The sequence below is a fragment of the Psychromarinibacter sediminicola genome (genome assembly GCF_029168335.1).
In the GTDB taxonomy this organism is placed as follows: Bacteria; Pseudomonadota; Alphaproteobacteria; order Rhodobacterales; family Rhodobacteraceae; genus Psychromarinibacter; species Psychromarinibacter sediminicola.
On record NZ_JARGYC010000038.1, the window covers coordinates 16,089 to 39,417 of the forward strand.

Genomic DNA, 23,329 nt, shown 5'->3' on the forward strand with positions numbered 1-23,329 from the left:
ACCCATGTAGGGTTCTCGCCCCGGCAGGCATGAGGGTCGAGGGATGAAGATCAGTATCGAACGCGGCACGCTTCTGAAGGCGGTCGGCCAGGCGCAGTCGGTCGTGGAGCGCCGCAACACGATCCCGATCCTCGCCAACGTGCTGATGGAGGCCGAGGGCGACAGCGTGTCCTTCCGCGCCACCGATCTGGACATCGAGGTGGTCGACAAGGCCCCCGCCCAGGTGGAACGCGCCGGCGCCACCACCGTCAGCGCCGTGACCCTGCACGAGATCGTCCGCAAGCTGCCCGACGGCGCGCTGGTGCAGCTGGTCGACGACGGCGCCAGCGGCAAGCTGGAGGTCACGGCGGGCCGGTCGCATTTCACCCTCGCGACCCTGCCGAAAGAGGACTTCCCGGTGATGGCCTCGTCGGAGTACCAGTCGAACTTCTCCGCCCCGGCGCCGGTGCTGCGGCGGCTGTTCGACAAGTCGAAATTCGCGATCTCGACCGAGGAGACGCGGTACTACCTCAACGGCGTCTACATGCACGTGGCCGAGGCCGAGGAGGGCCGGGTGCTGCGCTGCGTCGCCACCGACGGCCACCGGCTGGCCCGGATCGACGCCGACCTGCCCGACGGCGCCGAGGACATGCCGGGCGTGATCGTGCCGCGCAAGACCGTGGGCGAGCTGCGCAAGCTGCTGGACGACGACGACATGCAGATCGCGGTGTCGGTGTCCGAGACCAAGATCCGCTTTGCCACGCCCGAGATCACCCTGACCTCCAAGGTCATCGACGGCACCTTCCCCGACTATTCCCGCGTGATCCCCATAGGCAACACCCGCCAGATGGAGGTCGACGCCCAGGAATTCGCCAAGGCCGTCGACCGCGTCGCCACGGTGTCGTCGGAACGATCGCGCGCGGTCAAGCTGCAGCTCGACGAGGACCGGCTGGTGCTGTCGGTGAACGCGCCGGATTCCGGCGCCGCCGAAGAGGAGCTGGCCGTGGCCTATGGCGACGAGAAGCTGGAGATCGGGTTCAACGCCAAGTACCTGCTGGAAATCGCGTCCCAGGTGGATCGCGAGAACGCCGTCTTCCTGTTCAACTCGGCCGGCGACCCGACGCTGATGCGCGAGGGCACGGACCAGTCGGCGGTCTATGTCGTGATGCCGATGCGCGTATGACGAAGGCTCCTGCGGAGCCTGCCTTCGGCCAGAGTATTTTTGCCAAGATGAAGACGGGGACATGCCCGGGCTTTCGTTCATCGAGCTGACCCTGTCGCATTTCCGGTCGCACCGGCGGGCGCATCTGGCACTGGATGCGCGGCCGGTCGCGATTCACGGGCCGAACGGGGCGGGCAAGACCAACATCCTGGAGGCCGTCTCGCTGTTCTCGCCCGGTCGGGGCCTTAGGCGCGCGGCGGCCGACGAGATGGCGCGGCAGCCGGAGGCGCTGGGCTGGAAGGTGACGGGCGTGCTGCAGAGCCTGCACCAGATCCACGAGGTCGCCACATGGTGGGAGCCGGGCGGCGCGCGCCAGGTAACCGTCGACGGCAAGTCGGCGGCGCAGGTCGCGCTGGGCCGCATCGCGCGGATGGTCTGGCTGATCCCGTCGATGGACCGGCTCTGGATCGAGGGCGCCGACGGCCGGCGGCGGTTCCTGGACCGGATCACCATGAGTTTCGAGCCGGGCCATGCCGACGTGTCGCTGGCCTACGAGAAGGCGATGCGCGAGCGCAACCGCCTGCTGAAGGACCAGGTGCGCGACGCGCATTGGTATGCCGCGCTGGAGCGGCAGATGGCCGAAGCCGGCACCGCGATTCAGACGAACCGCCGTGCGGCGCTGGAGCGGATCGCGGCGGCGCAGGACGGGGCGGAGACGGCCTTTCCCGCGGCCGAGCTGACCCTGGGCGCGGCGGAGGACAGCGCGCCGCCCGACGACGCGCGCGGCTTTGCCGAAACCCTCGCCGCCAACCGCCAGCGCGACCTTTACGCGGGCCGCACCCTGATCGGCCCGCATCGCGCCGATCTCGACGCCGTCTATGCCGCCAAGGGCGTGCCCGCGAAGCAATGCTCCACCGGCGAACAGAAGGCGCTGCTGATCTCGCTGATCCTCGCCAATGCCCGCGCGCTGGCGCAGGATTTCGGCGCCCCGCCCGTGGTGCTGCTGGACGAGGTCTCGGCCCATCTCGACGCCGCCCGCCGCGCCGCGCTCTACGACGAGATCTGCGCGCTGGGGGCCCAGGCGTGGATGACGGGCACCGGCCCCGAGCTGTTTGCGGAACTTGGTGAACGTGCGCAGTATCTGGCGGTCAGCGAGTCGGACGGCATCTCGGAGATCGGGCCATGAGCGAAATCACCGTCGCGCTGCTGCGCGGGATCAATGTGGGCGGCCGCAGCAGCCTGCCGATGGGCGAGCTGCGGACGATGCTCGGCCGGCTCGGCGCCGGCCCGGTTGCGACCTATATCCAGAGCGGCAACGTCGCGTTCCGCGGGGCGATCCCCGCCGATGCCATCTCCGACGCGATCGAGGCGGAGAAGGGGTTTCGCCCGCATGTCCTGTGCCTCTCGCTGGACGACTACGAAGCGATTCTCGCCGCCAACCCCTACCGCGACGCTGCGGCGGCGGACGGCAAGGCGGTGCATGTCGTCTTCCTCGACGGCCCGCCGCAGGCGCTGTCCGAAGAGGTGCTGGCGCTGGCGACGCCGTCGGAGGCGGTGGCGGTCGCGGACCGCGCGGCCTACCTGCTGGCGCCCGAGGGCATCGGCCGGTCGAAGCTGGCCGCGCGGCTGGAACGCGCCCTCGGCGTCCCGGCGACGGCGCGGAACTGGACCTCGGCACGGAAGATCGCCGACATGGCGCGCGGGCTGCGATGACCGTTTCACCGCTCGAATTGGCGCTTTATGCTGGCGGCCTGCTGGCGCTGTTCCTGACGCCCGGGCCCGTCTGGCTGGCGATGATCGCCCGCGCGCTGTCGGGCGGGTTCCACGCCGCCTGGCCGCTGGCGCTGGGCGTGGTGGTGGGCGACGTGATCTGGCCGTTCCTGGCGATCCTCGGCGTCACCTGGCTGGTCTCGGTCTTCTCCGGCTTCCTGCTGGTCCTGAAATGGGTCGCCACGGCCTTCTTCATCGGCATGGGCGTCATGATCCTGAAGAACGCCGACAAGACGATCTCGTCCGACAGCCGGCTGACACGGCCCGGCATGTGGGCGGGGTTCATGGCCGGGCTGGCGGTGATCCTCGGCAACCCCAAGGCGATCCTGTTCTACATGGGGATGCTGCCCGGCTTCTTCGATCTGGGTGCCCTGACCCTGCCCGACATCGCCGCGATCTGCGCGCTGTCGGCAGCGGTCCCGCTGATCGGCAACCTGATCCTCGCCCTGTCGCTGGACAGGGTCCGAAGGCTCATGACCTCGCCCACGGCGCTGCGCCGGACGAACATCGCCGCCGGCTGCCTGCTGCTCGGGGTGGGCTGCGTGATCCCGTTCACCTGATCGCCGGGTATTCCTCGGTCTTGCCCAGCTCGTTGTCGGCGATCAGCGTCATCTCGTAGCGCTCCACCCGCGGTTCGCTGCCGTAGGTCTCGACGATGGACGCCCGCCAGGCCGCGTCGTGCCAACGGTCGGCGGCCGCCGGGTCGGCCCATTGGTAGACGGCTCCCGCCACGCCGCGCTCGGGGTCGTGAAAGAAGCTCTTGCGCACCAGTTCCGGCACCGCGCGCCACTTGTCGGCCACCTTGTGCGCCCCCGCCAGAACCTCCTCCCGCGTCGTTCCGGGACGCAGGTCGAAGGTCACGATCTCGATCATCACGGCAGCAACCCTCCCTCTTCGCTCGAAACGATCCTAGCACGTCCTTGCGCTCTGCCGGAAAGACACCAAATATAGTGTCATACACGTGACAATCCCCCCATAACCGCGTATAAAACCGGCAAAATACCAAGGGACGAGCGCATGGCCGAAGCAGCCCGGCAGCCGGACGATTACGGCGCCGAATCAATCAAAGTTCTCAAGGGCTTGGAAGCCGTCCGCAAGCGGCCCGGCATGTATATCGGCGACACCGACGACGGCTCGGGCCTGCACCACATGGTCTACGAGGTCGTCGATAACGGCATCGACGAGGCGCTCGCCGGCCATGCCGACCGCGTGACGGTGACGCTGCATGCCGACAACTCCGTCTCGGTCAGCGACAACGGCCGCGGCATTCCGGTGGACATCCACCAGGAGGAAGGCGTCTCGGCGGCCGAGGTCATCATGACCCAGCTGCATGCCGGCGGGAAATTCGACCAGAACTCCTACAAGGTGTCGGGCGGCCTGCACGGGGTCGGCGTCTCGGTGGTCAACGCCCTGTCCGACTGGCTGGAGCTGACCATCTGGCGCAACGGCAAGGAGCATTCGGCCCGGTTCGAGACCGGCGAGACGGTGAAGCACCTCGAAGTCGTCGGCGACGCCGACGGTCAGCAGGGCACGCGGGTGCGGTTCCTCGCCTCGACCGACACGTTCTCGAACCTCGATTACAGCTTCAAGACACTGGAAAGCCGGCTGCGCGAACTGGCCTTCCTGAACTCCGGCGTCCGCATCGTCCTGCGCGACGAACGCCCGGCCGAGCCGCTGGAGACGGACCTGCATTACGAGGGCGGGGTCAAGGAATTCGTCCGCTACCTCGACCGGCACAAGCAGCCGCTGATCGACGAGCCGATCTTCGTCACCGGCGAGCGCGAGGGGATCACCGTCGAAGTCGCGATGTGGTGGAACGACAGCTACAACGAAATGGTGCTGCCGTTTACCAACAACATCCCGCAGCGCGACGGCGGCACCCATCTGGCCGGCTTCCGCGGCGCGCTGACCCGGACGATCAACCTCTACGCCGGCTCCTCCGGCATCGCCAAGAAGGAGAAGGTCACGCTGTCCGGCGACGACGCGCGCGAGGGGTTGACCTGTGTGCTGTCCGTGAAGGTTCCCGACCCCAAGTTCAGCTCGCAGACCAAGGACAAGCTGGTCTCGTCCGAGGTGCGCCCGGCCGTCGAAAGCCTGATGAACGAAAAGCTGGCCGAGTGGTTCGAGGAGAACCCGCAACCGGCCCGGATGATCGTCACCAAGATCGTCGAGGCGGCGCAGGCCCGCGAGGCCGCCCGCAAGGCGCGCGAGATGACGCGGAAGAAGACGACGCACGACGTCTCCTTCCTCGCCGGCAAGCTCAAGGAATGCTCCGAAAAGGATCCGCACAAGCGCGAGCTGTTCCTGGTCGAGGGCGACTCGGCCGGCGGCTCGGCCCAGACCGGCCGCGACCGGCGCACCCAGGCGATCCTGCCCCTGCGCGGCAAGATCCTGAACGTGGAGCGCGCGCGCTTCGACCGGATGCTGTCCAGCCAGGAGATCGGCAACCTCGTCATGGCGCTGGGCACCGGCATCGGCCGCGACGAGTTCGACATCGAGAAGCTGCGCTATCACAAGGTCATCATCATGACCGACGCCGATGTCGACGGCGCGCATATCCGCACGCTTCTCTTGACCTTCTTCTTCCGGCAGATGCCCGAGCTGATCGAGGGCGGCTATCTCTATATCGCGCAGCCGCCGCTCTACAAGGTCAGCCGCGGCAAGTCCGAGGTGTATCTCAAGGACGTCCCCTCGCTGGAGAACTACCTGATCAACCAGGGACTCGAAGGCGCCGTGCTGCGCCTGAACACCGGCGAGGAGATCGCCGGCAACGACCTGCATCGCGTGGTCGAGGCGGCGCGCCAGTTCAAGCGCGTGCTCGATGCCTTCCCCACCCATTACCCGCGCAACATCCTGGAACAGGCGGCCATCGCCGGCGCCTTCGACCCGGGCCGCGCCGATGCCGACTTGCAGACCGTCTCCGACGACGTGGCCCGCCGGCTGGACCTCGTGGCCGAGGAATACGAGCGCGGCTGGCAGGGCCGGATCACCCAGGATCACGGCATCCGCCTGTCCCGCGTGCTGCGCGGGGTCGAGGAGATCCGAACCCTCGACGGCGCCGTTCTGCGCTCCGGCGAGGCGCGGCGGCTGTCCGAGGTCTCGGGCGAGACGCGCAACGTCTACACCCACCCCTCCGACCTGGTCCGCGGTGCCCGGAGCCAGCGCATCTACGGCCCCACCGACCTGCTGGACGCGATGCTGGAAGAGGGCGAGCGCGGCCTGACGCTGCAGCGCTACAAGGGCCTGGGCGAGATGAACCCCGACCAGCTCTGGGAAACCACGCTGGACCCCGAGGCGCGGACGCTTCTGCAGGTCAAGGTGGAGGACGTGGCCGACGCCGACGACCTGTTCACCAAGCTGATGGGCGACGTGGTCGAACCCCGGCGCGAGTTCATCCAGAAGAACGCGCTGAGCGTGGCGAACCTGGACTTCTGACAGCATTCGGCGACGCCGAAGCCCGTCAGGCCCGCAAAGACCGGCCCGGTCGGCATCGCCGCCGGGCCGTTCGTTTTCACGAGATGCGCCGGATCAGAACGGGCTGTCCGGATAGTAGTACTTCTCGGCATTCTCCGGCGTGATCAGGACCGAGCCGATGATGAAATCGCCCGAAACCGGCGCGTTCGAGACGTAGTTCAGCGCCGTCAGCTCGATCGCGGTCGCCGCCATCGACGGCGGATAGGTCACGTTGGCCGGCACCATGTCGGTGTCGCCGTCGACCAGCCGCTTGATCATCTCCTTCATGCCGGCGCCGCCCAGCACCCACATCTCGTCGCTGCGGTCGGCCTGGTCGATGGCCGCCAGAACGCCCACCGCCATGTCGTCGTCAGAGGCCCAGACCGCGTCGATATCGGGATACTTCGACAGGAAGTCCTGCATCACGGTAAAGGCGTCGTCGCGGTTCCAGTTGCCGTGCTCCATGTCGAGAATCTCGATGCCCGAACCCTCGATGGCCGCCTGGAACGCCTCCACCCGCTCGTTGTCGATGGTGGTCGGGATGCCGCGCAGGACGACGATGTTGCCGCCGTCGGGCATCTGCTCGACGAAATACTCGCCCGCGACGCGGCCGAAGCCGGGGTTGTCGCCGGCGACGTAGAGGTCCTCGATTCCGTCCTCGGACAGGCCGCGGTCGATCACCGTGACCCAGGCGCCGGATTCCTTGACGCGCTTGACCGGGCCGGTCAGCGGCTCGGACTCGAAGGGCAGGACGACCAGCGCGTCGATGTTGCGCGTGGCGACCATGTCCTCGATGTCGTTGACCTGCTTGCCCGGATCGCTCGCCGTGGCCAGCACGAAGTCGAGGTCGGAATAGGTGGCCTCCAGCCGCTCGATCGCCTCGCGGGTGTGGAAGTTCATGCCGCCGGCCCAGCCGTGGGTCGCCGCCGGAATCGACACGCCGATGACGGTCTGCGCCGCCGCCGCGACCGGCAGGGCCAGCGCCACCGCCGTCGCGCCGATGAAATGTCTGAATTGCATTGGTCTTCTCTCCCTTTTGCTTGCCCGTCTCCGGGCGCTCCCGGACCTCTAGCGATCCGCTTTCTTCTGGCGTTGCAGGACAACGGCCAGGATGATGATGACGCCCTGGATCGCACCGTTGAGATACGGGCTGACCAGGTCGGTAAGGTTCAGGATGTTGCCGATCAGGCTGAGGATCAGGACGCCGACGACGGTGCCCCAGACCCGGCCGAAGCCGCCCTTCAGCACCGTGCCGCCGATGATCACCGCGGCGATCGCCTCCAGCTCCCACAGCACCCCGGTCGACGACGACGCCGAGCCCAGCCGCGGCACGTACATGATCGTGGCCAGCCCCACCAGGATGCCCAGCAGGACATAGGTGGCGGCCCGGACCCGGTCCACATGCACCGCCGAGAACCGCGCCACCTGCTCGTTCGAGCCGATGGCGGCGCAATGGCGGCCGAAGGACGTGTGACGCATGGCGATCTCGCCCAGGATCGCGACGACGGCGAAGACGATGATCGGCCAGGCGACGCCGAGGATGCCGTCGTAATAGACCGGCCGGTACAGCTCGCGCATCTCGAAGTCGAGCGAGATGGTCCCGCCGTCGGCGAGCCAGGTGACGAGCGAGCGGAAGATGCCCATCGAGCCCAGCGTCACGATGAACGCCTCGATCCGCGCCTTGGTGATCAGCAGGCCGTTGAACAGCCCCGCCGCCATGCCGACGATCAGCGAGGTCGCCATGCCCAGCAGGATGACGGCCCAGCTGATCCCGAAAGTCGGGATCAGCGCGTTCATCACCAGGATCATCACCCCGGCGATGAAGGCCGCCATCGAGCCCACCGACAGGTCCAGCCCGCCCGCGGTGATGACGAAGGTCATGCCCACCGCGATGATGCCGATGAAGGCCGAGCGCGCCAGCACGTTGGTGACGTTGCCGTAGCTGAGGAAGTTCGCGTTCATCAGCGCGCCGACGATCACCAGTGCGATCAGCGCCACGATGGGCCCCAGCACCCGGATATCGACGCGAAGGCCGCCCCGCCTGGCCGTGTTTGCGGTGACGTTAGCCATTGTCCCTGTCCCCTCGGTCCAGCCCCATGGCGAGGCGGACGATCTTGTCCTCGTTGACGTCGGCGCCGGACAGCTCACCCGCCACCCGGCCCTGCCGCATCACCACCACGCGGTCGGCGATGCCGATCACCTCGGTCATCTCCGACGAGATCACGATCACGCTCTTGCCGGCATCGGCGAGGCGGTGGATGAAGTGGTAGATCTGCTGCTTGGTGCCGATGTCGATGCCGCGCGTCGGCTCGTCGATGATCACGATCTGCGGATCGGCCAGCATGATCTTCGCCAGCAGCAGCTTCTGCTGGTTGCCGCCCGACAGGTTGCCGACCAGCATGTTGCGCGTGGGCGCGCGGATGTCGAATTCCTCGATGGACCGGTCCAGCGCCGCCTCTTCCGCGCGCCCGTCGATCAGCACGTTCGTGAATTTCGGAAGCGCCAGCAGCGTCAGGTTCTGCCGCATCGACTGGTTCAGCAGCAGCCCGCGTTCCTTCCGGTCCTCCGTCAGATAGGCGATGCCGGCGGCCCGGGCGTCCTCGACCGAGCGGATCTGTACCGGGGCGCCGTTCACCTCGATCCGGCCGCTGGCCTGCCGGGCGCCGATCAGCCCCTCCATCACCTCGGTCCGGCCGGAGCCGACCAGACCCGCAAAGCCCAGGATCTCGCCGCGGCGCAAATCGAAGCTGACGCCCCGCACATCGTCGCCCACCGTCAGGTCGGACACGCGCAGCACCGTGTCGCCGTCATCGGCCGGCGTCTTCGGCGGAAACAGATCGGACAGTTCGCGCCCCACCATCGCCTCGGCCATGGCGTTCTCGGTCAGCTCCTCCGCCGGCGCCGTCAGCACGCGCTTGCCGTCGCGCAGCACAGTGACCTGGTCGGCGATGCGCTTTACCTCGTCGAGCTTGTGCGAGGTGAACAGGATCGCCGTGCCCTTGGCGCGCAGACGCTCGACCTGGCGGAACAGGATCTCCGCCTCGCGGCTGGTCAGCGAGGCCGTCGGCTCGTCCATGATCAGCACCCGCGCGTCGCGCGACAGCGCCTTGGCGATCTCCACCATCTGCTTCTCGGGCACCGAGATGTCGGCCACGGTGGCGCGCGGGTCGATATGCGTCTCCAGCGCCGCCAGAAGCTCCAGCGTCGTCGCCCGCATCCTCTTGTGGTCCAGCCGCCAGCCGCGCTTCAGCTCGCGGCCCAGAAATATGTTCTGCTCGACCGTTAGCTGCGGGGCGAGGTTGAACTCCTGATGGATCATCACCACGCCGCTGTCTTCCGCCGCCTCGCCCGACGCGAAGGTAACCGGCCGGCCGTCGAGCAGGATGCGCCCCTCGCTCGCCGCCAGATAGCCTGCGAGGATCTTCATCGTGGTCGACTTGCCGGCGCCGTTCTCGCCGATCAGCGCGTGAACCTCGCCGGCCCGCAGGTCGAAATCCAGGTCGAACAGCACCTGAACCGGCCCGAAGGCGCGCGACACGTTCTCCAGCGCCAGCACCGGCGTCGCCTCGCCCGGCGCCGCATCGGTCCGCCGGTCTTCAGCCAAGGCTGCGGACATCTCCATGCCCCCGCCTCACGCCAGCCGGACCCAGGCCGCGTTACGTTGCGATGACCGCACGCAGGCATCGACGAACTGCACGCCCAGAAGCCCGTCCGCGGCGGTGGGGAACACGACCTCCGGCGGAACCGGCCGGCCCGCCTGATGCGCGCGGATCGCGCGGGCGGCCTCGGTGTAGATATTGGCGAAGCCTTCCAGATAGCCCTCTGGATGGCCCGGCGGCACGCGGCTCACCCGCGCGGCGACCTCGCCCGCGCCCGCCCCGTTGCGGGTGATCCGCCGCGTCGGCTCGCCGAAGGGCGTGAACCACAGCACGTTCGGATCCTCCTGCATCCATTCGAGCCCGCCCTTGTCGCCGTAGACCCGCAGGCGCAGAGCGTTCTCGTTGCCCGGCGCGACCTGCGACGACCACAGCATGCCCCGCGCGCCCCCGGCAAAGCGCAGCATCACCTGCGCATTGTCGTCCAGCGGGCGCCCGGGCACGAAGGCCGTCAGCTCGGCCGACAGCGTCTCGACCTCCAGCCCGGTGACGAAGCTCAGAAGGTTGAAGGCATGCGTGCCGATATCGCCGATGCAGCCGCCGGCGCCCGACCGCGCAGGATCGGTGCGCCAGGCGGCCTGCTTGTTGTCCTGGCTCTCCTCGGCCTCGGTCAGCCAGTCCTGCGGGTATTCCGCCTGCACCACGCGGATATTGCCCAGTATCCCGGAGGCGACCATCTCGCGGGCCTGCCGGATCATCGGATAGCCCGTGTAGTTGTGCGTCAGCACGAACAACGCGCCGGACTCCGCCGCCAGCTTCGCCAGCCGCCGCGCATCCGGCAGCGACGCGGTCATCGGCTTGTCGCAGATCACGTGGATGCCGCGCTTCAGGAATTCGCGCGCCGCCGGGTAGTGCATGTGGTTCGGCGTGACGATGGCGACCGCCTCGATCCCGTCCTTGATCCGGTTCTCGCGGATCGCCATGGCCTTGAAGTCGTCATAGGTCCGATCCGGCGCCAGGCCCAGCGCGGCGCCCGATTCGCGCGCCCGCTCGGGCGTGGAGGACAGCGCGCCGGCCACCAGCCGGAACTCGCCGTCGATGCGCGACGCGATCCGGTGAACGGCGCCGATGAAGGCGTCCTTGCCGCCGCCCACCATGCCCAGGCGGATCGGCGCGGGGCGGGTCGTTGTATCCTGTCCGGTCATCTCAGCGCTCCAGTCCCAGCATCCGGCGGTTCGCGGCCTCGTCCGTGCCCGCGCCGGCGAAATCGTCGAACGCCCGCTCGGTCACCCGGATGATGTGGTCGCGCACGAAGGCGGCCCCCTCGCGCGCCCCGTCCTCGGGATGCTTCAGCGCGCATTCCCATTCCACGACGGCCCAGCCGTCGAAATCCATCGCGGCGAGCTTCGAGAACACCGCGCCGAAATCCACCTGCCCGTCGCCCAGCGACCGGAACCGCCCGGCGCGGTTCACCCAGCTCTGGTAACCGCCATAGACGCCCTGCCGGCCGGTCGGATTGAACTCGGCATCCTTGACGTGGAACATCCCGATCCGGTCGGCATAGATGTCGAGATTGTCGAGATAATCCAGGCACTGCAGCACGTAGTGGCTGGGGTCGTAGAGCATCATCGCCCGGTCGTGATTGCCGGTGCGCTCCAGGAACATCTCGTAGGTGACGCCGTCGTGCAGATCCTCGCCGGGATGGATCTCGTAGCAGATGTCGACGCCGCAGTCCTCGGCATGGTCGAGGATCGGCCGCCAGCGCGCGGCGAGCTCGTCGAACGCCGTCTCCACCAGCCCGGCGGGCCGTTGCGGCCAGGGATAGACGAAGGGCCAGGCCAGCGCGCCGGAGAAGGCGGCGATGGCCGTCAGGCCCATGTTCTTCGACGCCGTCAGCGTCTTCATCACCTGATCGACGGCCCATTCCTGCCGCGCCTTGGGGTCGTTGTGGACCGAGGGGTCGGCAAACCCGTCGAACGCCGCGTCATAGGCGGGATGCACCGCGACGAGCTGGCCCTGCAGATGCGCGGAGAGCTCGGTGACGGCGATGCCGCGCTCGGCCGCGACGCCCTTGAACTCGTCGCAGTAGTCCTTCGACGCCGCCGCCTTGTCGAGATCGAAGAGCCGCGCGTCCCAGCTGGGCACCTGGACGCCGCGATAGCCGCAGTCCGCGGCCCATTGCGTGATGGCGTCCCAGGAATTGAACGGGGACTCGTCGCCCGCGAATTGCGCAAGAAACAGCGCCGGGCCTTGCAGCGTCTTCATTGTCTCTCCTCCCCCGCCGCCTCTTCGGGCGGCATTGTAAACGTTTACATTGCGTGATATCTGATTCTGTAATCGTTTACAACAGGACTTGTGCGCCAGATGATGGCACCGGCGCGGCGGCCGGGCCGGACGGAAAGGGAAGACGCGATGACCAAGGGCGTCCCCAGCATCCGCGACGTGGCGGATGCGGCCGGCGTTTCGACGGCCACGGTCAGCCGCGCGCTGTCCAATCCCGGCGTGGTCACGGAAACGACCCGGCGCGCCGTCTTCGACGCCATCGAGCAGACCGGCTATACGGTCAACGTCGCCGCCCGCAACCTGCGCCGGCGCGAGACCGGCGGTGTCGTGGTCCTGGTCCCGAACCTGGGCAACGCCTTCTTCTCGCTGATCCTCGCCGGCATCGCCGAGGTCATGGCCGAGGCCGACTTGAACGTCCTGATCGCCGACACGGCGCCCGGCGTGAACGACGAACGGCAGATCCTGGACTATCTGGGCAACCACCGGGCAGACGGGCTGATCGTGCTCGACGGCATGCTGTCGGCCGATCTCTTGCTGGACCGCGGCGACCCGCGCACACGCGCGCCGCTGGTCTTCGCCTGCGAATGGGTCGAGGATCTGGTGCGGCCGGCGGTCACCATCGACAATGTCGCCGCGGCCAGGCTCGCCGTCCGGCACCTAGTCGATCTGGGCCACCGCGACATCGGCCACCTGGCCGGACCGCCCGGCAACGTGCTGACCGCGACGCGACGCGCCGGCGCGGAACAGTGCCTGGCAGAGGCCGGGCTCGACCTTCGCGACGACTGGTTCATCGACGGCGATTTCTCGCTGCGCTCCGGCGCCGCCGCGGCGGAACGGTGGATGGCGCTCCGGCACCGGCCGACGGCCCTCTTCTGCGCCAGCGACCAGATGGCCTGCGGCTTCATCGCGGCGCTGCATCGCGCCGGCTACTCCGTGCCGCGCGACGTGTCGGTCGTCGGCTTCGACGACATCGAGTTCGCCGCGCATTTCGTGCCGCCGCTGACCACGATCCACCAGCCCCGCGTCGAGATCGGGCGCACCGCGGCCCGCATGCTCCTGCGGCGCATGGAGGCAAGGCGGATGGAGCGGCCCGACCCCGAGACGACGTCCGAGACGCTGCCCGTGCGCCTGGTCGTCCGCGACAGCACGCGGCGCGTGTCGGTCTAGTTTGGCCGGCCGTTACGCCCCCCGCATCACCGGCCGCAGCGCATCGACGATATCCAGCAGAGCATAGACCCCCAGCGCCGCGACCGACACGCCCAGCCAGCTGCCCGTCAGCGCCAGGAACGGCAGCAGCCCCGACACGCCGGCGACGATGACCACCGGCCAGTCGCCCGGCGCGAGCGGGGCCGGCGGCGCGGCCGGCGCCGGCATTCGCTGCTCCACCCGGTCGCGGACCATCCGCGCCAGCAGCCGCCCGCTCGCGGCGCCGCCGGCCAGCGCGGTCCAGCCCCAGCCGCCGCCCAGCACCCGGTCGGCCAGCAGGCCGATCGCGAGGTACAGCGTCACCCATTGCAGCATGTCCACGAAGAAATCCATGTCGGCGCCGCGGGTCGAGCTCCGCCCCGTCACCCGCGCCAGCGTACCGTCGACGCAGTCCAGCACCTGGAACAGCGCCCCGCCCAGCGCCACGACCCATGGCGCCGCCGGCAGCGGCAGCGCCCAGGCCAGCGCCGGAAGCGCCAGCGCCAGCGCCATGCCGAGCAGCGTCACCGCCATCGGCGCGAGACCCGCCCGCGCGCAGAGCCAGACCAGCGGCAGGCTCGGCGCCCGGTACAGCACCGCGATGGCCCAGGAGCCGCGCAATTCCTGCCGCAGCCGCCCGCCGCGCAGGTCGTCCGCGATCTCCGCCAGTGTCGGGTGATGCCGTTCCGCCAATCCTGCGCCCCCGGGCTCCGTCCGTCGCGGGGGTCTTAGCACACGGAGGCCCGGGCGCCAGAGCGTGTCGCACAAAAGCGCGGCCCGGTCCCCGCGCGCCCCGGACACGCGAAATCAACACGTTAGAGCGCGCCGCGCGCTAGGCTGCGGCGCCCTCGAAATAGTCCGGAAATTCCTCGCGCAGCAATGTCACCCGCCGGATCGTCGCGCCGATATGGCCCCGCATCGCCGCCGCCGCCAGCTCCGGATCGCCCGAGGCCAGCCCCTCGACCACGGCCATGTGGCCGTGCACGATCTCCGACAGCTTGCCGGAGCGCGGAAGCTCCAGCCGCTGGCACCGGGCCAGGTGCCCCAGCCGCCGCGCCAGCATGCGGTAAAGCGGTATCATCCCCACCGCCTCGAACAGCGTCGCGTGGAACCCCCGGTCCAGCTCGTAGAACAGCGCCATCTGCGACGGGTCGTCCATCAGCGCCTCCTGCATGCGGACATAGCTTCGCGCCCGCTTGACCACGGCCGCGTCGCCGGCCAGCGCCACCCTGCGCACAACCTCGGTCTCGATCGCGACCCGCAGGAAATGCGTCTCCTTCAGCTGGTCCTCGTCGATCCGCGCGACGACCGTCTTCGACTGCGGATAGATCCGGATCAGCCCGTCCTCCTCCAGCCGCTGCAGCGCCTCGCGCACCGGGGTCTGGCTGACGCCGTAGGCCTTGGCCAGATCGTTGCGCGACAGGGTCGCATCGGGCGGCAGGTCGAATTCCAGGATGCGGGTGCGCAGATCCTCGTAGACGCGGTCGGCCGCGGTTCCTCCGCTATCCACCCGGCTGGCGACTCCGCCCCGCAATTTGTTCTCCGTCGACAGGTTCATGTCCGGTCCCGTGCCGTCGTCCCCATGGCGCCGGCCCGAGTGGCAGACACCGGAAAAACTGTAGGATCGCTTGGCGGTTGATTCAACTAGGTCACTAATATATTAGCATGGCGTTATCGGCGGCGGACATGGTGCCCGCCGCTGGGGACAGTGATTTCAAAGGGAGGAAATCCATGAAAGTCAAAGGCTTGGGCACGGCGCTCGCAACCTTCGCCGCGCTTGGAATCGGGACTCTGTCGGCGGATGCCGCAGATCGCACGCTGAAGATCCAGACCTCGTCGAATGCCAGCCACGCCTCGCTGGCTTATCTCAACGAGGAATGGGTGCCGAAACTGGAAGCGATGACCGGCGGCTCGCTGACCGTCGAGCTTCTGCCGGTGAACGCGGTGGTTCCGCGCCGCGAGACGCCCGAGGCGATCAGCGTCGGCATCCTCGACGGCGACCTCACCTCGATCAACTACTTCTCCGGCGTCGACCCGGCCTTCGCGCTGATGGGCGACCTGATCGCGGGCTACGACAGCGCCGACCAGATCCAGGCGTTCTGCGCCCAGGGCGGCGGCAAGGAAATGCTGCAGAAGCTCTATGACGCGCATTTCGAGGGCGTCCACGTCGTCGGCTGCGGCGCCTATGCCCGCGAAGCCTTCGTGTCCACCGTGCCGGTGCGCGGCGTCGAGGATCTGGAAGGGCTGAAGATCCGCTCGCCCGAGGGCCTGGCCGCCGACGTGTTCCGCCGCGCCGGCGCCGCGCCGGTGTCGATGGCCGGCTCGGAAACCTACGGCGCGCTGGAGAAGGGCGTGATCGACGCGGCCGACAACTCGGCCTACGCCAACAACGACGCCAACGGCATGCACGACATCGCCCAGTACCCGATCTTCCCGGGCATCCACTCCACCCCGATCCTGCAGTTCACCGTGTCCGAGCAGGTCTGGAACGAGCTGAGCGAGCAGGAGCAGGTGGCGCTCGAAGTGTGGTACCTGGCCGCCTATAACGGCCTGCGCCAGTACTTCGACCGGCTCGACCGCCAGCTGGTGGCCCGCGACAAGGCCGAGGGCGAGCTGACCATCATCGACTGGCCGCAGGAAGAGCGCGACAAGCTGCGCGAGATCGCCCAGGAAGCCTGGAACGACTTCGCCGCGCAATCCGAGCTGGCGCAGGACGTGTATGACGCGCATATCGCCTTCATGAAAGAGGCGGGCCTGCTGTAAGGCCCCCGCTTCGCCGCGCCCGGCACGCCCCGGGCGCGGCGTCCCGACCGGCCCCCGGAAGGCCGGCAGACCAAACTCCGCCCCGGCAGCCGGCCGGCAGGATAGCTGACAGCACACACAGTTGACGCGGCCGCGCACAGCCGTGCATGCCGCACCGGGAAGAGGGCCAGCCATGAGCCGCGAGTACGAAGACCGCCTGCAGGACGCACCGCTGGAAGTGTCCGGGGACGACCCGATCCACGACCAGGACAGCGTGGCAAGGTCGGCCTATACGCCGGTCGATCACCTCAGCCACCTCATCGGCATCGGCATATCGTGCTTCTACATGGTGGCCGCGCTGGCCACGCTCTACGAGGTCTTCTCGCGCTATCTGATGAACGCGCCGACCCACTGGGCGTTCGAGACGGTGATGATGCTCTGCGCCGCCGCCTGGATGCTCTCCGCCGGCTTCATCACGATGAAGAACCGCCATATCGGCATCACCGTGTTCCATGTCATGGCCAGCGACAAGCAGCGCTGGTGGCTCGACCTGTTCGGCATGGTGGTGGGCGTCTTCGCGCTCTACATGCTGCTGGCCGACGCCTCGATCCGCGCCTATGTCAGTGTCGAGCGGCTGGAGAAATCGGGCTCCGCCTTCAACTCGCCGCTGCCGATGATGCTGAAATCGCTGATGGTGGCGGGCGCCTTCCTGTATCTCACCCAGCTGATGGTGAACCTGCACCGCCACTTCGCGTCGCCCGCGTTGCGGCTGGCGGTTAAGGTGCTGGGGGCCTATTTCATCGTCTATTTCGTCTCGGGGTTCCTGGCCGAATATCTCGGCTTCGGCCTGGCCGAGACGTTCTCCGGCTTCATCTCCCAGATCGGCGACGCGCTCGACCCCTCCGGCGCGCTGCAGATGCGCGAGATGGACCTGGGCACCGTCTCGATCATCATGGTGCTCCTGCTGATCGCGCTGATGATGACCGGCATGCCGCTGGGCATCGTGACGCTGTTCGTCTCGGTCATCATGGCGATCTCGTTCTTCGGCCCGCGCGGGCTGTTCCTGGTGTCCTCGAACGCCGCGGGGCTGCTGGAGCACTATACCCTCGTCGCCGTGCCGTTCTTCGTTCTCATGGCCTCGATCCTGGAACGCGCCGGCATTGCCGAGGATCTGTTCGACGCGATGTCGATCTTCGCCGGCAACCTGCGCGGCGGCGTCGCGGTGCAGACCACCGTGGTCGCCGTGATCCTCGCCGCCATGTCCGGCGTGATGGGCGGCGAGATCGTGATGCTGGGCCTCGTCGCGCTGCCGCAGATGTTCCGCCTGGGCTACGACCGGAAACTGACCATCGGCCTGATCTGCGCCGCCGGCGCGCTGGCCACGCTGATCCCGCCGTCGATCATCATGATCGTCTACGGCCTGTCGGCCGAGGTGGGCATCGGCGACCTGTTCATGGCCGGCGCGACGCCGGGCATCATGCTGGCCGTGTTCTATGCCAGCTACGTGCTGATCCGCTGCAACCTGAACCCGTCGCTGGCGCCGACCGCCGCCGAGGTGGCCGAGCGCACCGGCGAGGACCAGAAGCTGTCGAAGGACCGGGTCACCGCCGTCATCCTCTGCATCATCCTGATCGCCTGCGTGATGGGGTCGATCTACGGCGGCATCGCTTCGGTGACCGAGGCCGCGGCGGTGGGCTGCATCGGCTCGCTCTTCGTCGCCGCGGTGCGCAACCAGTTCAAGTGGAGCGTCGTCAGCGCCGCGATGATGGGCTCGATGGCGACCGTCGGCACGATCATCTGGCTGGTCCTGGGCGCCGTCAGCTTCGTCGGCATCTTCAACCTCGTCGGCGGCGGCGACTTCATGCGCTCGCTGTTCCTCGACATGGGGCTGTCGGCGCTCGGCACGATCCTGGTGATGATGCTGATCCTGATGGTCCTGGGCACCTTCATGGAATGGATCGCCATCGTGTTCATCACCGTGCCGGTCTTCGCGCCGGTGGTGATGACCCTTGCACCCGAGCTGGGACTCACCGAAAGTCAGGCGAAAATCTGGTTCGGCATCCTGTTCGTGATGAACATCCAGATCTACTTCCTGTCGCCGCCCTTCGGCCCGGCCTGCTTCTGGCTGAAATCGGTGGCGCCCAAGGACGTGACGCTGCAGGAGATCTTCATCTCCGTGCTGCCCTTCATCGCGCTGCAGGTGACCGGGCTCATCCTGGTGATGCTGTTCCCGTCCATCGCCCTGTGGCTGCCCGACCTGTTGAACTGAGGAGAGACCCATGATCGGAAGAGACAGCCGCGAAGACATCGACGGGTACGGCATCTGGCCCTGGATCGCCGGTGTGGGTCTGGCGCTCGCGCTGATCTTCATCCTGCACTACTTCGCCACGCCGATTTCCTGAGGACACGCCGATGAAAGACGACAAGCACGTCAAACGCTACGAGGACCTGCGCTCGGCCCGGTTCTTCGCCGCCGACGACTTCCGCAGCTTCGGCCACCGGTCGCGCGCGATGCAGATGGGGCTGTCCCACGAGGACTGGGACGGCAAACCGATCATCGGCATCATCAACACCTGGTCCGAGGCACAGCCGTGCCACATGCACTTCAAGGACCGCGTGGAATGGGTGAAGCGCGGGATTCTCCAGGCCGGCGGCATGCCGATGGAGCTGCCGGTGCATTCGCATTCGGAACAGTTCCTGAAGCCCACCTCGATGCTCTACCGCAACATGGGCGCGATGGAGGTCGAGGAGACGCTGCGCGCCCACCCGGTCGACGGCGCGGTGCTGATGGGCGGCTGCGACAAGTCCACGCCGGCGCTGGTCATGGGCGCCCTCAGCTGGGGCTTTCCGTTCATCTACCTGCCGGCCGGCCCGATGCTGCGCGGCAACTACGCGGGCAAGATCCTGGGCTCGGGCACCGACGCCTTCAAGTACTGGGACGAAAAGCGCGCGGGCACCATCACCGACGAGGAATGGAAGGGCATCGAGGGCGGCATCGCCCGCTCCGACGGCCATTGCATGACGATGGGCACCGCCTCGACCATGACCGCGATTGCCGAGGGCTTCGGCCTCTGCCTGCCCGGCGCCTCCTCGATCCCCGCCAACGACGTCAACCACAAGCGCATGTCCGCCGCCTGCGGTCGCCGCGCGGTCGAGATGGTGTGGGAAGACCTCACCCCCGACAAGATCGTCACCAAGACGGCCGCAGAGAATGCCACCACCGTCGCCATGGCCACCGGCTGTTCGACCAACGCCGTCATCCACCTGATCGCCATGGCCCGCCGCGCCGGCATCGACTGGACGCTCGCCGATTTCGACCGGCTCAGCCGCGAGGTGCCGGTGCTGGCCAATGTCCGGCCCTCCGGCAAGGAATACCTGATGGAGGATTTCTTCTACGCCGGCGGTCTTTGCGCGCTGATGAAGGAACTGGGCGACAAGCTGGACCTGACCGCGATGACCGTGACCGGGCAGCCAATGGCCGTGTCGCTGGAAGGGGCCGAGAACTACAACCCCGACGTCATCCGCCCGCTGTCGAACCCGGTCTACAAGGAGGGCTCGCTGGCGCTCTTGAAAGGCAACCTCGCCCCCGACGGCGCGGTCATCAAGCCCGCCGCCTGTGATCCGCGGTTCCACAAGCATTCCGGCCCGGCCATCGTCGCCGACAGCTACCCGGAGCTGAAAAAGATCATCGACGACCCCGACTACCCGATGACCCCCGACCACGTGCTGATCCTGCGCAACGCGGGCCCCCAGGGCGGGCCGGGGATGCCGGAATGGGGCATGATCCCGATGCCCAAGGCGCTCCTGAAGGACGGCCACCGCGACATGGTGCGGCTGTCGGATGCCCGCATGTCCGGCACCAGCTTCGGCGCCTGCATCCTGCACACCGCGCCCGAGGCCTATATCGGCGGCCCGCTGGCGCTGGTGCAGAACGGCGACATCATCGAGCTGGACGTGCCCAACCGCACGCTGCACGTGAAGATCAGCGACGAGGAAATGGCCGAGCGCAAGGCCGCCTGGACCCCGCCGGAGCCCCGCTATGAACGCGGCTACGGCTGGATGTTCACGCAGCATATCGAACAGGCCGACAAGGGCTGCGACTTCGACTTCCTGAAGACCGAATTCGGCAAGCCCGTGGACGAGCCGGTGATCTTCTGATGGATCTGTCGACCCGCCGCATCGCTGCCCGACGACCCTTCGGCGGCGCGCCCGACCGGGCCGCCGCCCAGGACGCGCTGACGGGCATAACCCTGTCCCACATCGTCCTGCCGCTGGAAAATCCGCTGTCGGACGCCAAGGTGCTGACGGGGCGCCAGTCGCCGCTTTCCGCCGTGGACATCCTCGCCTGCGAGGCGGTGTCGGAAAACGGCCACCGCGGCATGGGCTTCGCCTATACCCTGCGCGCCGGCGGGTCCGGCATGTTCGCGCTGGCCTGCGAGGTGGCCGACCGCATCCTCAGCCACGACCCGAACGACATCGGCCGCCTGTGGGAACGCCTGCGCTGGCAGACCAACTCATTGGGCCAGGGCGGCATGTCCTACCAGACCATCGGCGCCTTCGACACGGCGCTGTGGGACATGAAGGCCCGCGCCGCCGGCCTGCCGCTGGCCAAGCTCCTTGGCGCGCATCACGACAGCATGCGCATCTACAACAGCCAGGGCCAGTACCTGCAGGCGTCGGTCGACGAGATGAAGGCGGCCGCCGACCGCTCCATCGGGCTCGGCATAGGTGGCATCAAGATGAAGGTCGGCCAGCCCGACGGGCAGGAGGACCTGAAGCGTATCCAGGCGATGCGCGACCACCTGCCCGACCACATCGCCTTCATGGTCGACGCCAACCAGCAATGGGACCGCGCCTACGCCCTGCAGTTCGGCAGGATCGTGGACGAGATGGGCCTCGCCTTCATCGAGGAGCCGCTCGATGCGCTGGATTTCGAGGGCCACGCGGACCTCGCCCGCAACCTCGCCACGCCCATCGCGACCGGCGAGATGCTGACCTCGCCGACCGAGGCGATCCAGCTGGCGCAACAGGCCGCCTGCGACGTCAGCCAGGTCGACGCCCTGCGAATCGGCGGCGTGACGCCGTTCCTCAAGGCGATGGCGATGGCCGAGGCCCACCGCATCCAGATCGCCCCGCACTGGCTGATGGAGCTGCACGTCCACCTCGCCGCGGCCTTCCCCGAAGCGCCGTGGATCGAGCATTTCCACTGGTTAGAGCCGCTGTTCGACGAACGGCTCGACATCGCCGACGGCCGCGTCGCGGTGCCCACGCGCCCCGGCCTCGGCCTGACGCTGTCGTCCAAGGCCCGCGACTGGACCGTGGCCAGCCAGGACATCGGAGAAGGAGGCCGCCCATGACCGAGGTACTCACCCCAGAGCAACAGGACTTCTACGCCCGCGAAGGCTATCTGATCCTGGAAAACCGCGTCCCCGACGCGATCATGGACGGCATCCGCGCCGAGATTGACCGCTTCCGCGCGCTCGCCCGCGGCATGACCGCCTCCGACGACCGCATCGACCTGGAGGACAGCCACAACCCGGACGACCCGCGCATCCGCCGGGTCAAGCTGCCCCACACCCAGTCGCAGCCGGTGGACGAGCTGATGCGCTCGGACCACATCCTCGCCCCGGTGCGCGACCTGATCGGCCCGGATGTCCGCCTGCAGACGACCAAGCTCAACATGAAGTCCGCCGGCTACGGCGCCGCGGTCGAATGGCACCAGGACTGGGCGTTCTACCCCTATACCAACGACGACGTGCTCGCCGTGGGCCTGCTGATCGACGACATGACCGAGGAGAACGGCCCGCTGATGGTCATGCCCGGCACCCATCGCGGCCCGGTGCTGAACCACCACCACAACGGCTACTTCGCCGGCGCCGTGGACCTGCAGGCCGAAGGGATCGACATGGCCGACGCGGTGCCGCTAATGGGCCCGGCCGGCTCGATCTCGATCCATCACGGCCGCGTGCTGCACGGCTCGGCGCTGAACCGCTCCACCCGCGACCGCCGGATCGTCTTCTTCGAGATGATGGCCGCCGACGCCTTCCCGATCTTCGGCCAGCACCCGCACCCCGCCTCGCTGGAGGAGTTCGACGCGCGGATGCTCTGCGGCACCCCGACGCTGGAGCCGCGCATGGCCGAGGTGCCGGTGCGCGTGCCGCTGCCGAAACCGCCGACCCAAGGGTCGATCTACGAAATCCAGAAGGCCATGGGCAAACGCTCGTTCGAGGTACATCAATGACCAACCTGACCCGCGCCCTCACCGGCATCTCCGGCATCCTCGCCACCCCCTACGACGCCGACGGCGCCATCGCGCCCGAGAAGCAGGCGCCCATCGTCGAGCGGGCGCTGAAGGCCGGTGTCCACATCCTGACGGCCAACGGCAATACCGGCGAGTTCTACTCGCTGACGACCGACGAGGCGGTCGCGATGGTGCAGTCCGCCGCCGACCATATCCGGGGCCGCTGCCCGCTGGTCGCCGGTGTCGGCCGCGCCATCCCCGACGCGATGCGGCTGGCGAAGGCCAGCGCCGAGGCCGGCGCCGACGCGCTGATGATCCACCAGCCGCCCGACCCGTTCGTGGCGCCGCGCGGCGTGGTCGATTACGTGAAAGCCGTCTCTGATGCGGGCCAGAACCTGCCCCTCATCCTCTACCTGCGCAACGACGCCATCGGCACCGACGCCATCGCCGCGCTTTGCGAGATCCCCGGCGTCGTCGGCGTGAAATGGGCCACGCCCAACCCGATGAAGCTCAAGGCCGCCATCGCCGCCTCGCCCGACGACATCGTCTGGGTCGGCGGCCTGGCCGAGGTCTGGGCGCCCAGCTTCTACGCCGTCGGCGCGCGCGGCTTCACCTCCGGCCTGATCAATGTCTGGCCCGAACGCTCTGTCGCCATCTCCGAGGCGCTGGAGGCGGGCGACTACCGGAAGGCCCGCGACCTCATTGCACAGATGCAGGTGTTCGAGGATATCAGGGCCGAGGAACAGGGCGGCGCCAACGTGCCCGGCGTGAAGGCGGCGCTGGCGATGATGGGCGAGGACTGCGGCGGCGTCCGCCCGCCCGCCGCCTGGCCGCTGACCGACGACCAGACCGCGCGCCTGCGGGTCTTCATGGATGAAAACGGCCTGCTGGCGCGGGCTGCGAGCTGAGGGAACGGAA

At 68.2% G+C, this 23,329-nt stretch carries 21 protein-coding genes; 13 read left to right on the forward strand and 8 right to left on the reverse strand.

What is annotated here, in order from left to right; genetic code table 11:
- The first annotated feature begins 43 nt into the window (after positions 1-43).
- From dnaN to P1J78_RS14490, 4 genes are all read left to right on the forward strand, one after another.
- Positions 44-1,162: a DNA polymerase III subunit beta gene (dnaN, locus tag P1J78_RS14475; protein WP_275568086.1), complete on the forward strand. Its 1,119-nt coding sequence runs from the start codon at positions 44-46 to the stop codon at positions 1,160-1,162.
- 61 nt (positions 1,163-1,223) lie between these two features.
- Entirely contained in the window at positions 1,224-2,327 is a 1,104-nt protein-coding gene (recF, locus tag P1J78_RS14480; RefSeq protein WP_275568087.1) for a DNA replication/repair protein RecF, read from the forward strand.
- The gene (locus P1J78_RS14485; RefSeq protein ID WP_275568088.1) at positions 2,324-2,854 is read left to right on the forward strand and encodes a DUF1697 domain-containing protein; all 531 of its coding nucleotides are present in this window, start codon (positions 2,324-2,326) and stop codon (positions 2,852-2,854) included. The genes recF and P1J78_RS14485 overlap by 4 nt, the downstream gene beginning before the upstream one ends.
- Entirely contained in the window at positions 2,851-3,471 is a 621-nt protein-coding gene (locus tag P1J78_RS14490; protein ID WP_275568089.1) for a LysE family translocator, read from the forward strand. The genes P1J78_RS14485 and P1J78_RS14490 overlap by 4 nt, the downstream gene beginning before the upstream one ends.
- On the opposite strand, the gene P1J78_RS14495 is transcribed toward P1J78_RS14490, so the two are convergent.
- Complete coding sequence (locus P1J78_RS14495; RefSeq protein WP_275568090.1) at positions 3,464-3,784, reverse strand: hypothetical protein; 321 nt, start codon at positions 3,782-3,784, stop codon at positions 3,464-3,466. The two genes, P1J78_RS14490 and P1J78_RS14495, sit on opposite strands and share 8 nt — an antisense overlap.
- A 144-nt stretch (positions 3,785-3,928) precedes the next feature.
- Here P1J78_RS14495 and gyrB point away from each other — a divergent pair, with 144 nt between their 5' ends.
- Positions 3,929-6,346 (forward strand): DNA topoisomerase (ATP-hydrolyzing) subunit B, encoded by a 2,418-nt coding sequence (gene gyrB / locus P1J78_RS14500; protein ID WP_275568091.1) that lies wholly within the window; start codon positions 3,929-3,931, stop codon positions 6,344-6,346.
- A 93-nt stretch (positions 6,347-6,439) separates the two neighbouring features.
- Here gyrB and P1J78_RS14505 read toward each other — a convergent pair whose 3' ends face one another.
- The 5 genes from P1J78_RS14505 to P1J78_RS14525 are packed head-to-tail and all read right to left on the reverse strand — an operon-like array spanning position 6,440 to position 12,225.
- Positions 6,440-7,384, reverse strand: coding sequence for an ABC transporter substrate-binding protein (locus tag P1J78_RS14505; protein WP_275568092.1), 945 nt, complete (start codon positions 7,382-7,384; stop codon positions 6,440-6,442).
- Between the two features lie 48 nt (positions 7,385-7,432).
- Positions 7,433-8,434, reverse strand: coding sequence for an ABC transporter permease (locus P1J78_RS14510; RefSeq protein WP_275568093.1), 1,002 nt, complete (start codon positions 8,432-8,434; stop codon positions 7,433-7,435).
- Positions 8,427-9,980 carry a sugar ABC transporter ATP-binding protein gene (locus tag P1J78_RS14515; protein WP_275568114.1) on the reverse strand — a complete coding sequence of 518 codons (1,554 nt, stop codon included), beginning with the start codon at positions 9,978-9,980 and terminating at the stop codon, positions 8,427-8,429. Before P1J78_RS14515 ends, P1J78_RS14510 begins: the two co-directional genes overlap by 8 nt.
- 15 nt (positions 9,981-9,995) lie before the next feature.
- Positions 9,996-11,165: a Gfo/Idh/MocA family protein gene (locus P1J78_RS14520; protein ID WP_275568094.1), complete on the reverse strand. Its 1,170-nt coding sequence runs from the start codon at positions 11,163-11,165 to the stop codon at positions 9,996-9,998.
- 1 nt (position 11,166) lies between these two features.
- Positions 11,167-12,225 carry a sugar phosphate isomerase/epimerase family protein gene (locus tag P1J78_RS14525; RefSeq protein ID WP_275568095.1) on the reverse strand — a complete coding sequence of 353 codons (1,059 nt, stop codon included), beginning with the start codon at positions 12,223-12,225 and terminating at the stop codon, positions 11,167-11,169.
- Positions 12,226-12,372: 147 nt separating this feature from the next.
- Between P1J78_RS14525 and P1J78_RS14530 the strand changes: the two genes are divergently transcribed.
- A complete protein-coding gene (locus P1J78_RS14530) occupies positions 12,373-13,410 on the forward strand; it encodes a LacI family DNA-binding transcriptional regulator (protein WP_275568096.1) in 1,038 nt (345 codons plus the stop codon).
- A 12-nt stretch (positions 13,411-13,422) separates the two neighbouring features.
- Here the strand turns inward: P1J78_RS14530 and P1J78_RS14535 are convergent, their stop codons facing one another.
- Both P1J78_RS14535 and P1J78_RS14540 read right to left on the reverse strand, forming a co-directional pair.
- Positions 13,423-14,121 carry a CDP-alcohol phosphatidyltransferase family protein gene (locus P1J78_RS14535; protein WP_275568097.1) on the reverse strand — a complete coding sequence of 233 codons (699 nt, stop codon included), beginning with the start codon at positions 14,119-14,121 and terminating at the stop codon, positions 13,423-13,425.
- Between the two features lie 139 nt (positions 14,122-14,260).
- The gene (locus tag P1J78_RS14540; RefSeq protein WP_275568098.1) at positions 14,261-14,986 is read right to left on the reverse strand and encodes a GntR family transcriptional regulator; all 726 of its coding nucleotides are present in this window, start codon (positions 14,984-14,986) and stop codon (positions 14,261-14,263) included.
- Between the two features lie 173 nt (positions 14,987-15,159).
- Between P1J78_RS14540 and P1J78_RS14545 the strand changes: the two genes are divergently transcribed.
- The 7 genes from P1J78_RS14545 to P1J78_RS14575 all read left to right on the forward strand — a co-directional run bounded on the left by P1J78_RS14545 (position 15,160) and on the right by P1J78_RS14575 (position 23,319).
- Positions 15,160-16,191: a TRAP transporter substrate-binding protein gene (locus tag P1J78_RS14545; protein ID WP_275568099.1), complete on the forward strand. Its 1,032-nt coding sequence runs from the start codon at positions 15,160-15,162 to the stop codon at positions 16,189-16,191.
- Between the two features lie 172 nt (positions 16,192-16,363).
- A complete protein-coding gene (locus P1J78_RS14550; protein WP_275568100.1) occupies positions 16,364-18,439 on the forward strand; it encodes a TRAP transporter large permease subunit in 2,076 nt (691 codons plus the stop codon).
- A gap of 10 nt (positions 18,440-18,449) precedes the next feature.
- Entirely contained in the window at positions 18,450-18,572 is a 123-nt protein-coding gene (locus P1J78_RS14555; protein WP_275568101.1) for a dihydroxy-acid dehydratase, read from the forward strand.
- A gap of 10 nt (positions 18,573-18,582) precedes the next feature.
- Entirely contained in the window at positions 18,583-20,328 is a 1,746-nt protein-coding gene (gene araD, locus P1J78_RS14560) for an L-arabinonate dehydratase (RefSeq protein ID WP_275568102.1), read from the forward strand.
- Positions 20,328-21,527, forward strand: coding sequence for an L-talarate/galactarate dehydratase (locus P1J78_RS14565; protein ID WP_275568103.1), 1,200 nt, complete (start codon positions 20,328-20,330; stop codon positions 21,525-21,527). Before araD ends, P1J78_RS14565 begins: the two co-directional genes overlap by 1 nt.
- Positions 21,524-22,411: a phytanoyl-CoA dioxygenase family protein gene (locus P1J78_RS14570; protein ID WP_275568104.1), complete on the forward strand. Its 888-nt coding sequence runs from the start codon at positions 21,524-21,526 to the stop codon at positions 22,409-22,411. The genes P1J78_RS14565 and P1J78_RS14570 overlap by 4 nt, the downstream gene beginning before the upstream one ends.
- The gene (locus P1J78_RS14575; protein WP_275568105.1) at positions 22,408-23,319 is read left to right on the forward strand and encodes a dihydrodipicolinate synthase family protein; all 912 of its coding nucleotides are present in this window, start codon (positions 22,408-22,410) and stop codon (positions 23,317-23,319) included. The genes P1J78_RS14570 and P1J78_RS14575 overlap by 4 nt, the downstream gene beginning before the upstream one ends.
- Positions 23,320-23,329 lie beyond the last annotated feature (10 nt).